Below are 12,051 nucleotides of genomic sequence, written 5' to 3' on the forward strand. Positions count from 1 at the left end.
CACTGCCCCTATGGCCCCCTACACGGGGCTGGTTGCGGGCAACAGTCGGCGCGCCCGGGCAGTGAGGGCGAGCCGGTCGATTTTACGGTTCGCGTTCCGCGGAATCTCCGGAAGGTGCCGGAAATGCCTGGGTATCGTCGCCTGTGGCAGCATCCCCCGCAGCTGTCGGGCGAGTTCGACAGGTGCCACCGCCGCTCCCGTGTAGAAGGCAACCAACTCGGTCGCTCCCGTGGAGTCGCCGGTCACGGCGACCGTCGCGGCCTCGTCGACGCCCGTACAGGCACGCAGGGCGCCGTCCACCTCCGCCAGTTCGACACGCAGGCCCTGGACCTGGACCTGGGTGTCGAGCCTGCCGAGATAGGCGAGGCAGCCCTCCGCGGTCCACCGCACCCGGTCGCCCGTCCGGTAGTAGCGTCGGCCCTCGTGTTCCAGGAAGCGGCCGTGGTCGTCCTGTGGATCGAGATAGCCCGGTGTCATCTGAGGGCCGCTGACGCACAGTTCGCCCTCGACCTCCGATGTCCCGCCGCCCTCGGCGAGAAGCAGCCAGTCGTGGCCGTCGTGAACCGCGCCGATGGGCAGGCCGCCGCCCGCGCCGAGTCCGGGCGAGGTCTCGGGCGACCAGCGGTGACAGGCGACGGTGACGGTGAGTTCCGTCGGCCCGTACAGGTTCTCCAGTGCCGAACCCGCCGCCGCCCGATGCCAGTCGGCGGCGTCCTGGCAGCTCAGCGCCTCGCCGGCGAAGAAGCTCCAGCGCAGCGTGGGCATCGACCCGGCGGCGAGTGTGCCCGTGCGGCGCGCGAGTCCGATGGCGCTCGGCGTGGAGAACCAGACGGTGAGGCCCTGTTCGGCGAAGAAGGCGGGCAGGTCCCGGTAGGCGTGGGGCGGGACCCTCTGCAGTGCGGCGCCGCTTCCCCACGCGCAGAACATGTCGAACATCGCACAGTCGAAGTTGAGGTCGAAGGTCTGCGAGAAGACGTCCTGCTCCGTGAAGTCGTACCGCCGCGCCAGTTCACCGAAGTAGTGCGTGGCGTTGCCGTGGGTGATCGGTACGCCTTTGGGCCGGCCGGTGGAACCGGAGGTGAAGAGCACGTACGCGGTGTCGGCGGCATCGGCCGCACGCGGGGCGGCCAGTGGTCTCGCCGAATCCAGGGAACGGACCGGCAGTTCGCCCCGCTCCTGTCCCTCCGGCGCGAACACCTGGAAGGGCCTGCCGTCGCCCAGCAGTTCGGGCAGGACCGCGAGGCCCCGTTCGTCCGCCACCACAGTGTCGACCCCCGCGGAGTCGAGGATCTGCCGTGTGCGGGCCGCCGGCCAGTCGGGACGGAGCGGCACCACGGGGGCTCCGCTGTAGAGGGCGGCGAGGATCGCGGCGTACGCGCTGGTGCTGTTGGCGGCCAGCACGCCGACAGGGCCGGACCGCGGGCCCCTCAGCGCTCCGGCCCAGCGCAGCGCCGTGCGGTGCAGTTCCGTATAGGTGAGGGAACGGCCCTCGCACCGTATCGCCGTTCCCTCGGGGGATATCTCAAGGCCGCGCAGAAAGTGTGAATGCAGCGCCGAGCCACTCGTCTGATTCATTTTGCCTCCGCCGAAAACCGGGAAAAACATTCCGAACTTCCGCCCCCGCTCGCCGAGTTCCGGTGTTACGCTCAAAATCGCCGTTCGCATATCACTGGCACGCAGCAGGCATGGACGGCAAGAAAGGATGAGGAGCCATGTGGGACGATCAATTCGAGAAAATAGTGCGCCAGTATCTGCCCTTTGTCTCAGCCGCCGACGAACTCGATCCGCACACCGAACTGCGGGATCTCGGACTCGACTCACTCGGCACGATCGAGATGATGGCCGCTCTGGAAAGCGCCTACGACATGAGGTTCCGTGACGAGGCCCTGACGCTGGAGTCCTTCCGGACGGCCGACGTGCTGTGGAGGACCGTCTCGGACACGGTGCGGCCGGCGGGCTGACGCCACGATTCGCTCGCCGGACTCCTGGGACGGACGTCCTAGGCGGCCGTGCCTCTCGGGCGCGGCCGCATCGCCGTCCGGGGATCGACCGCGAGCACCTCGAAGTTCTCCGTCGTGGTCCGCACCCTGCCGAAGAGGCTGTCGGGTCCCGCGACACAGACCCTGGTCACGCCGAGCGTACGCAGCGCCGCCACACTCCGCGGCCAGTTCAGCGGCCGGACGACGCTGTCGAGCAGCAGGGCCCGCATCCCCTGGGCGGTGGTGACCAGCGTCCCGTCCTGGTCGGAGACGACGGGGAGCTTCGGGTCGCCGAAAGCCAGTTCACCGAAGACCTCGTCCTCGATCTTGGTGCGCAGCCCGCCGAACGCCGCCGCGTGCATGGGTGGGCGCATCGTGTAGAGAGGCAGACCGCCGGCGTCGCGTATCCGGCGTTCCAGCCATTCCAGGCGTGACTCACGCAGCGACAACATGAAGAAGTCGTCGTCCAGGTAACAGGAAATCTCGTGCCATTCGCCGAGCTCGTCGAGCTCCGACATGATGTCACGCACTCGCTCCTCGGGGGTCCGGGCGAACGAATGCGTGACGACACCATGGTGTTCTTCGGCGAAATACTCGTCCACGCATCGGGCCATGCCCGCGACCATGATGACGGTTTCCTCCACCGACAGGCTGCCGGTATAGGCGGTCGCCGTTTTCGATCCGAAGCTGGGGCCGACACAGACTCCGGGCCGTACGCCGAATTCCTCCTCCGCGCATTCGGCCAGCGCAAGGCAGTTGAGGAGGAACGCGATCTGCGCATACGGAGAATAGTCGCTCTCCGCCTCACGGAACCGGTCGAGAAGGCTGTAGCCGAGGATCGCGTCGGCTCGCCTGGTCAGCCGGCGCGCGGAGCGGTTGACCACCATGAACCTGGCCACGTCCGCGAACCGCGATGGCCCCATCCCCGGGAGGACCATCGCCGTCTCACCGTCGCGATGTCCGTTCACCGGACCACCTCTTCTCCGTCTCTGCCGGAGCCCACCCTGACCGGCCTGCCCTTCCCCGCGGTACCCCTAGTGGCCACTAAGGCGCGCCCTCGGCCGCCCGCCCCGAGCACGACCGCTCAGTGCCGGATGCCGACGAACAGCCCTCGCCCGGAGAAGTCGCTCTCGATGTAGTGAGGCGTCAGACGTGCCTGGGTGAAGGCATGCTCGTACTCGGCGCGGGTGAACAGGGTGATCAGGGTGTTCTCGCTGATCCTCCGGATGCCCGAGGCGCTCTCGGCGACCAGGTACTCCACCTTCATCCGGGTCGCGTCGCCCTCCCGCGAGGAGTGTGAGACCCGGGCGATGGTGCGGCCGTCCGCCTTGACCACATCGCCGGCCACATAGCCGGGGAGGAAGGTCTCCGGGAACCACCAGGGGTCGACCATGACCACGCCACCGGGGCAGACGTGCCGGGAGAAGCACTCCAGTGTGGTGTCCAGATCGGCCGGCGTCCGCATATGGCCGATCGAGCTGAACAGACAGGTCACCGCGTCGAAGGTCCGGCCGAGCTCGAAGGTGCGCATGTCGCCCAGGTTCAGCCGGACGCCCGACACCCGTTGTCTGGCGTAGGCAAGCATGTCCGGCGACTGGTCCACGCCCTCGACGTCCTTGAAACTTCCCTGGAAGAACCGCAGATGTCCCCCGGTACCGCACGCGACGTCGAGCAGCGAGGAGGCATCGGGCTTCCAGGAGAGGATCACCTTCGTGATGCTCGCCGATTCGGCCTCGTAGTCCTTGCCGCGCCCTCGGTGAACCAGATCGTAGATGTCTGCGTCCTCGGCCTCGTACAAAGTCTGCCCCTGGGGTCGGATGTGACGTCGTGGTCGGGTGCCGTGCCGTGGGCGGCGTGGGGCGGGGCCCGGCGGCGCACCCCACGGGCCCTCTCACTTCAGCGAGTCGAGCCAGTCGTGGATCGCGCGAGCCGTCGTCGCCGACCTCTCCTCCACCATCGAGTAGTGGTCGCCCGGGACCGTCACGTACTCGGCCGGCCTGGTCCACGTCGCGCGCCAGACCTCCTCGGGCACGTCCGCTTCGGAGAGGTCCTCTCCCGCCGACGCCCCGCGGTCGAGCGTGAACCGGTCCTGGGGCCGGACGAAGAGCGTCGGCGCCTCGATGGCGGCGGGCTCGAAGTCGGGCATCAGCTCGACGTACCGCGCCACCGCGGTGAGCTTCGTTCCGTCGAGACGGCCGTAGGTCGACTCGCGTTCCAACAGGACGACGGCCATCTCCTCGAAGAACTTGCGGTGCGGCTCGTCGTCCGCCGGGTCCGGGTCGCCGTCGGCCGGGCCGCCCACGATGTGGGCGTCCACCAGGACCACCGCGGCCGGCCCTGTCCCCCACTGTTCGAGGCGGGCGGCCGCCGCATGGGCGACCAGCCCGCCCGAGGAGTAGCCGAGCAGGACGAACGGTTCGCCCGCCGCGGCCTCGCGCACACCCGCGGCGATGACGTCGGCCACGGCGTCGGCCGAGGCGGGCAGCCGCTCGCCGTGGTCGAAGCCGGGGACGGCCAGGGCCGACATGTCCCACGTTCCCCTGAAGCCGGTGGCCAGGCGCGCGTGCTGGTAGGCGCCGCCCATCGCCATGGGGGTGCCCACCCAGATCAGCCGCGGCCGTCCTGCCTCTCCGCCGTCGGCCAGCGTCAGCGCGGCGGGCAGCTCTCCGACGTCCTCGGCCGACGTGAACGTCGGACGCAGGGCCGCCGCCGCGTCGAGCATGTGCAGCGCCGCGTGGAGCCTGCCGGTGCCGATCGACGTACGGAACAACTCGCGGAACATGTCCGACGGTTCGTCGTCGGCCTTCGCCTCCGCGGGGGCCGTACCCGTCTCATCGGTGGCGACGAGCCGCCCGGCGACGTGGTGCGCGAGCTCAAGGGGGGTGCCGTGGTCGAACACCACCGAGGGCGGCAGTCGCAGCCCGGTGAGCTCGTTGATCTGGTTGCGCAGCCGGACCGCGGCGAGCGAGTCGAACCCCACCTCCAGGAAGTGGCGTTCCGGATCGACGGCGCTCGCGTCGGGGTGCCCCAGCAGGGCGGCGGCCTGGTCGAGCACCATGTCCAGGACCGTCCTCTGCCGCTGGACCTCGGAGAGTCCGGTGAGCCGCTGTCGCAGGTCGTCCGCTCCGGCCGGTACGGCCCCGCCCGCCCTGCGTCGGATGTGGGAGGCCAGCGTCTGGAAGAGCGCGGGCAGTTCGTCCGCGGAGGCTCCCCTGACATCGAGCCGCACCGGAGCGAGAACCGCTTCGGGCCGTGCCGTCGCCGCGTCGAACAGGGCCAGCCCCTCCTCGGCGGACAGCCCGGTGATACCGCTGCTCTCCAGTGCCGCCCGGTCCCCCTCGGTCATCGAACCGGTCAGTCCGCTGACCGTCGACCACAGCCCCCAGGCCAGCGACTGGGCCGGCAGGCCCTCGGCGCGCCGGTGTGCCGCGAGGGCGTCCAGGAAGGTGTTGGCCGCCGCGTAGTTGGCCTGCCCCGGAGAGCCGAACAGGCCTGCTGTCGAGGAGAACAGGACGAACGCCGTCAGTGGGAGATCCCGGGTCAGCTCGTGCAGCGCGAGCGCGGCGTCGACCTTGGGCCGCAGCACGGCGGAGAGCCGGTCAGGGGTGAGTGAACCGAGCAGCGCGTCGTCGAGGGCCCCTGCCGCATGCACGACCGCAGTCACCGGGTACTCCGACGACACCGAGCCGAGCAGCTTCGCGAGGGCGTCCCGGTCGGCGACGTCGCAGGCGGCGACCGTGGCAACGGCTCCCAGCTCGCTCAGCTCCGCGATCAGTTCCGGAGCGACCTCGCCGCTGCGGCTGACCAACAGCAGTCGGCGTACGCCTCGTTCGGCGGCGAGATGCCTGGCGATCAGGCCGCCGAGGACACCCGAGGCGCCGGTGACCAGGGTCGTGCCGTCCGGGCCGAAGGTGCCGGACGGTTCTCCTCGGTGCGGCAGCGGCCTGGTCAGCCGGGCCGCGTACACCGCGCCGGCGCGTACCAGCGCCTGTGGTTCGTCGTCCTCCAGGATCGTGGGGAGCGCCCCCGGCGATGCCTCGTGATCGTCCAGGTCCACCAGGACGATACGTCCGGGGTGTTCGGCCTGCGCCGAACGCACCATGCCCCACACGGCCGCGCCCGCCAGGTCGGTGACCCCCTGGCCGTCCGGCGCCGCGGCGCCGCGGGTCACGACGAGCAGGCGCGCGTCGGCGAACGTGTCGTCTTCCAGCCATTGTTGAAGGAACGTCAGCACACGGGACGTCGTCTCGTGCACGTGCCGGGCGAGGTCCACCACGGGACCCGCCGGAGTCGGGGCCAGGACGACCACCTCGGGCATCGCGCCCACGGCCGAGCTGTGCGTGGTGAGTTCCGTCAGATCGGCATAGGGCGTCGCGCCGATTCCCGCGGCGCTCAGGTCGCGGCCGGCCCGTACGGCATCGGAGCCGACCACGGCCCAGTGGCCGGACGGTCCGACGGCGCTCTGCCGCGCCGGGTCCCCGGCCGACCGGACCCAGTCACAGGTGAACAGGAACCGCTGATGCCGCAGCGCTGCCTGGGCCGCAGCGTCGCCGGGTGCCGTCGGGCGCAACAGGAGGGACCCGACGGAAGCCACCGGCTCGCCGGACGGATCGGCGAGATCCAGACCGACCGTGCCGTCGCCGGCCGGGGCGAGCCTGACCCGCAGGGCCGTCGCACCTGTGGCGTACAACTCCACGTCCGACCAGCTGAACGGCAGACCGGACGTCACGTCGTCGCCGCACAGCGCGATGGCGTGCAACGCCGCGTCGAACAGCGCGGGATGCAGTCCGTACCGGTCGGCCTGTGCGGCCGCGGCCTCGGACGGCAGGGCGACCTCGGCGAACACTTCGGTGCCGCGTCGCCAGGCAGCACGCACTCCGCGGAAGGCCGGACCGTAGCCGAGGCCGAGGTCGGCCAGATCGTCGTAGAGACCGTCGACCGGCACCGCTTCGGCACCGTGCGGCGGCCACACCACGAGCTCGGACGCCTCGGCCGCACCACCCGGGGCGACGAGCCCCGACGCATGCCGCTGCCAGGGCATGTCGGTGTCCTCCAGGCGTGAATGCACCGTCACCGGCCTCGCCCCGGACCCTTCCGGCGCGCCGACCACGGTCTGCAGTTGTACGGCTCCGTGCTCGGGCAGCAGGAGTGGTGCTTCGAGGGTCAGCTCCTCGATACGTCCGCAGCCGATCAGGTCACCCGCGTGGACGGCCAGCTCCGCGAAGACGGTGCCGGGAAGAACGACGGCTCCACCGACGGTGTGATCGGCGAGCCACGGGTAGCGGCCCGTCGTCAGACGGGAGGTCAGAACCACCCTGTCGGAGTCCGCCAGGACGACCGCCGCGCCGACCAGAGGGTGTTCACTCGGGTCCAGCCCGGTCGACGACACGTCGTCGGTCGGCCACAGGGATTCCTTGTCCGCCCAGAAGTGCTGTCGGTCGAATGCGTACGGCGGCAGCTGCACCCGGCGCGCTCCCGTGCCGTCGAAGAGCCGATGCCAGTCGCCGCCCACACCGCTCGCGAACATCTCACCGGCCGCGCCCAACGCGGAGGTGACCTCGGCTCCGTCGGGACGGAGCACAGGTATGACCACGGTCTCCTCGCCGGTTCCGGCGAGGCACGACTCCGTCACCGCCGACAGCACTCCGTCGGGACCCAGCTCGATGAACCGGGTGACTCCCTCGGCCTCCAGCGTGCGTACCGCGTCGAGGTACCGGACGGTCTGCCGGGCATGGGTCACCCAGTACTCCGGATCCTCCAGCTCCTCGGCCGTGGCGATCTCGCCGGTCACCGAGGAGACCACCGGGATGCGCGGAGCTTCGTAGGTCAGTTCGTCGGCGACATCGAGGAGGTCGTCCAGAATGACCTCCATACGTGGTGAGTGCGCCGCCTGCCTGATGGCCAGCCGCCTGCTCCGGCGCCCGCGGTCCTTCCAGTGCTCGGCGATCGCCAGTACGGGCTCCTCGTCACCCGACACCACGACCGAGCGCGGCCCGTTGACGACAGCGACGGAGACCCGGTCGGTGAGCAGCGGCTCGACCTCCTCGAACGCTGCCTCCAGTGCCACCATGGCTCCGCCCGACGCCTCCTGCATCAGCTGGCCGCGGGTGCCGGCCAGCCGTACGGCGTCCTTGAGGGACAGCACCCCGGCGACATGCTGGGTGGCCAGCTCGCCGGCCGAGTGCCCCATGACGAAGTCGGGACGGACACCCCAGGACTCGAGCAACCGGAACAGGGCGACTTCCAGGGCGAAGGTGGCAGCCGCCGAGAAGGCGGTCTGGTCCAGCAGCTGTGCGGCCACCGTGCCTTCCTCGGCGAACATCACCTCACGCAGCGGCCGGTCCAGATAGCGGTCGTAGTGCGCGCACACGGCGTCGAAGGACTCGGCGAAGGCGGGGAACGCGGCATACAACTCCCTGCCCAGGCCGGTCCGCTGACCGCCCTGCCCGGGGAAGAGGAACGCCGTCTTCCCACCCGCGTGAACGACGCCCCGCACAACACCCGGAGCCGCCGCTCCCGTCGAACCGTCGGCGAGCGCCGAGAGTGCCTTGAGCAGGTCGTCCCGGTCCGCGCCGACGACCGCGGCCCGATGACGGCCGGTGATGCGCGAGGTGGCCAGCGAGTATCCGACGTCCTGAAGGTGAGTGTCCGGGTGACCGGTCAGGCGTGTCAGCAGCCGTCCGGCCTGGAGAGGCAGCGCACCCGGGCTCCGCGCCGACAGCAGCAGGAGCGGCGAGGTTCCGCCGAGACCCTCGGGGGACGCGTCGCCGTCAAGTGCGGGGGTCCGTGCCGTCTCCGCCGAGTCCGCCGTTTCCTCGTCGGGTGCCTCTTCGAGGATGGTGTGTACGTTGGTGCCGCTGTAGCCGAACGAGGAGACGCCTGCTCGGCGTGGGCGCCCGTTCTTCGGCCAGGGCCTTGCCTCGGCCAGGAGTTCCACCCTGCCCGCCGACCAGTCGACGTGCGACGTCGGCTCCTCCGCGTACAACGACCGGGGCAACTCCTCGTGCCGCAGCGCCTCGACCATCTTGATGATCCCCGCCACACCCGCCGCAGCCTGCGTATGACCCAGATTCGACTTCACCGAACCCAGCCACAACGGCGAACCATCCTCCGGACGCTCCTGCCCATACGTCGCGAGCAACGCCTGCGCCTCGATCGGATCACCCAACGTCGTCCCCGTACCATGCGCCTCGACCACATCCACATCGGCCGAGGCAAGACCGGCCGTGGCCAGCGCGCGCCGGATCACCCTCTCCTGTGAAGGGCCGTTCGGCGCGGTCATCCCGTTCGACGCACCGTCCTGGTTGACGGCGGAACCCTTGACCACGGCCAGCACCTGATGGCCGTTGCGCCGGGCGTCCGACAGCCGCTCGACGACCAGCATGCCGACGCCTTCTGACCAGCTGACGCCGTCGGCCGCCGCGCTGAACGCCTTCGAGCGGCCGTCCGAGGCGAGTCCCCCCTGCTGCTCGAACGCCAGGAAGGGGCCTGGGGAGACGAGCACGGTGACCCCACCGGCGAGTGCCAGTGAGCAGTCTCCTTGTCGCAGGGCCTGGATGGCCCAGTGCAGAGCCACCGAGGAGGACGAACAGGCGGTGTCGATCGACACCGCGGGGCCCTCCAGGCCGAGGACGTACGCCACTCGGCCCGACACGACGCTTGCCGACAGGCCGGAGCTGCGCATTCCGGCGCTGTGGTCGTCGGACTCCTGCAGTTGGGGGGCGTAGTCCGCCTGCATCACGCCGGCGAAGACGCCCGTGGGGCTGCCCTTCAGCGAGGACGGTTCGATCCCGGCCCGCTCGAGCGCCTCCCAGCAGGCTTCGAGGAGCATGCGCTGCTGAGGGTCCATCAGAAGAGCTTCGTTCGGCCCGATTCCGAAGAACGCGGCATCGAAGTCGGTGGCACCGTGGACGAATCCGCCCTGCGGGTTCCTGGCCGTCGCACCGTCTCCCAGCCAGTATTCGAGATCCCAGCCCCGGTTGGTGGGGAAGGACGAGATGGCGTCCGTACCGGAGGCGACGACGCGCCAGAGGTCCTCCGGAGATTCGATGCCTCCGGGGTAACGGCAGGACATGCCCACGATGGCTATCGGTTCGTCGTCGTACGTCCGGATGTCCGTGGCCGGGTCCGACGGGGCAGCCAGGTCACCGAGCAGGGTCGTGTGCAGATGCGCGGCGAGCGCAGTCGCCGTCGGGTAGTCGAAGACGATGGTCGCCGTCAGCTGGAGGCCGGTGGCCGCGCTCAGCCGGTTGCGCAGGTCGACGGCGGACAGCGAATCGAACCCGAGGTCCTGGAAAGCGCGGTCGACATCGATGCTCGCCCCGGAGGTGTGCCCGAGCACTGCGGCCACATGCGTACGGACGACCTCCAGGACGGCGTCCGGGCGCTCCGCCTCCGGGAGCCGGCCGAGACGGCCGAGCAGTGCGTCGGCGGCGTCGGCCTGGTCGGCCTTTCCTCGGGACGCAGCCGGACGGCGCGACGGTGCGAGGAGGCTCAGCAGCCCGAGGACTTCACCCTCGGCGTCACGGAACGCCTCCAAATCGAGTTTGGCGGGAAGGAGGGCGGCCTCACCGGACGCGGTGGACGCATCGAAGAGCGCGAGCCCTTCGGCGAAGGACAGCGCGGGCAGGCCCGTACGAGGCTCGGGCGAACCTTCGGCCTTGTCCGCGGTCACGGGTACCGCTCGCGAGCCCCTTCCGCCGGCGCTCATGCCGGTGCCTTGGGTGTCCCACATGCCCCAGGCCAGTGACTGCCCGGAGAGTCCCAGAGCACGACGGTGACGGGCCAGCCCGTCCAGATAGGCGTTGGCCGCCGCGTAGTTGGCCTGTCCCGGAGCACCCAGCACCCCGGCCGCCGAAGAGAACAGCACAAACGGGATACCGGGCCCGCCAGCCCCCTCGGAGGGTTGGGGGACTTCGGGTACTTGGGTGGTCTGAGTTGCCTGGGTGGCTTGGGGGGCTTGGGGGGCTTCCAGGGCTTGGGGGGCTTCGGGGGTTTGGGTGGTTGGGTCGGGGTGGGTGGTGAGTTGGTGCAGGTTCCAGGCCGCGTCCACCTTCGGCCGCAGCACCGCGTGCAGGCGTTCCGGGGTCAGACCGGTGACCACCCCGTCGTCCAGCACACCCGCCGCATGCACCACCCCGGCCAGCCGCCGGCCCACCAGCAGCGAACGCGCCGCCACCGGATCCGCCAGATCACACGCCACCACCTCCACCACCGCACCCAGCCCAGCCAGCTCCGCCACCAGGGCGCCGGCACCCACCGCATCCGAGCCGGACCGGCTCACCAGCAACAGCTCACGCACCCCATGCGCCGCCACCAGGTGCCGGGCCACCACCCCGCCCAGCGCACCCGTACCACCCGAAACAAGCACCGCACCCACACCCGACCACACCGACGCCACACCAGCCGGAACAGAGGGAGCAGTGGAAACAGGGGGAGCAGAGGGAACAGGGGGAACAGGGCTGTGGTCGCGGACCAGGCGCGGGACCCACACCCCACCGGCCCGTACCAGCGTCTGCGGTTCACCGGATGCCACCACCGACGAGAGCACCGCCGGGTCCAGCCGTACGTCGAGGTCGGGGTCCGTGTCGATCAGGACCAGCCGGCCGGGATGCTCCGTCTGTGCCGAGCGCACCAGACCACCCACCGCCGCACCCGCCAGGTCCACCACCTGCTCACCCGGCAGACCCACCGCACCCCTGGTGACCACCACCAGCAGCACATCACCGCGCCCGGGGTCGGCCAGCACCCCCCGGACCTCGGTCAAAGCCCGCTCCGCCGCCGCATGCACCGCCTCCGGCGCCGTACCACTCTCCACGTAGTGAACAACCACATCCCGGCCCACACCCGGACCGGCAGAAGGCAGCACGGATCGCACCCATTCGGTACGGAACAGTCCGCCGGCCGTACCAGCAGTGCCCATGCCGCTTTCCAGCACGTTCAAGGTTGACTGCCGCAGGGCCAACGAGCCGACCGAGGCGATACGTTGACCACTCGTGTCAGCCAGTTCCAGACTCACCCCACTGCCGGACACCGCCGGGGCCAGCCGCACCCGGGCCGCCACCGCACCCGA

Annotated in this window: 5 protein-coding genes; 1 reads left to right on the plus strand and 4 read right to left on the minus strand. The window is 70.4% G+C overall.

Annotation, left to right across the window (positions count from 1 at the left end; genetic code table 11):
- Positions 1–18: 18 nt before the first annotated feature.
- Complete coding sequence (locus ACZ5VQ_RS30785; RefSeq protein WP_469107724.1) at positions 19–1,575, minus strand: AMP-binding protein; 1,557 nt, start codon at positions 1,573–1,575, stop codon at positions 19–21.
- 137 nt (positions 1,576–1,712) lie between these two features.
- Here ACZ5VQ_RS30785 and ACZ5VQ_RS30790 point away from each other — a divergent pair, with 137 nt between their 5' ends.
- The gene (locus ACZ5VQ_RS30790; RefSeq protein WP_469107725.1) at positions 1,713–1,961 is read left to right on the plus strand and encodes a phosphopantetheine-binding protein; all 249 of its coding nucleotides are present in this window, start codon (positions 1,713–1,715) and stop codon (positions 1,959–1,961) included.
- Positions 1,962–1,999: 38 nt separating this feature from the next.
- Here the strand turns inward: ACZ5VQ_RS30790 and ACZ5VQ_RS30795 are convergent, their stop codons facing one another.
- The 3 genes from ACZ5VQ_RS30795 to ACZ5VQ_RS30805 form a co-directional block, all read right to left on the minus strand.
- On the minus strand, positions 2,000–2,917 hold the full coding sequence (locus ACZ5VQ_RS30795; protein WP_469107752.1) for an ACP S-malonyltransferase: 918 nt from the start codon (positions 2,915–2,917) through the stop codon (positions 2,000–2,002).
- 146 nt (positions 2,918–3,063) lie between these two features.
- A complete protein-coding gene (locus ACZ5VQ_RS30800) occupies positions 3,064–3,777 on the minus strand; it encodes a class I SAM-dependent methyltransferase (protein ID WP_469107726.1) in 714 nt (237 codons plus the stop codon).
- Positions 3,778–3,870: 93 nt separating this feature from the next.
- A complete protein-coding gene (locus ACZ5VQ_RS30805; protein ID WP_469107727.1) occupies positions 3,871–11,901 on the minus strand; it encodes an SDR family NAD(P)-dependent oxidoreductase in 8,031 nt (2,676 codons plus the stop codon).
- Between the last annotated feature and the right edge of the window lie 150 nt (positions 11,902–12,051).

The organism is Streptomyces sp. NPDC033178 (genome assembly GCF_055577685.1).

Bases quoted from the DNA above. Each gene is read 5' to 3' on its own strand.
- ACZ5VQ_RS30785 (WP_469107724.1), bottom strand. From the start codon at position 1,575: ATGAATCAGACGAGTGGCTCGGCGCTGCATTCACACTTTCTGCGCGGC.
- ACZ5VQ_RS30790 (WP_469107725.1), top strand. From the start codon at position 1,713: ATGTGGGACGATCAATTCGAGAAAATAGTGCGCCAGTATCTGCCCTTT.
- ACZ5VQ_RS30795 (WP_469107752.1), bottom strand. From the start codon at position 2,917: ATGGTCCTCCCGGGGATGGGGCCATCGCGGTTCGCGGACGTGGCCAGG.
- ACZ5VQ_RS30805 (WP_469107727.1), bottom strand. From the start codon at position 11,901: ATGGGCACTGCTGGTACGGCCGGCGGACTGTTCCGTACCGAATGGGTG.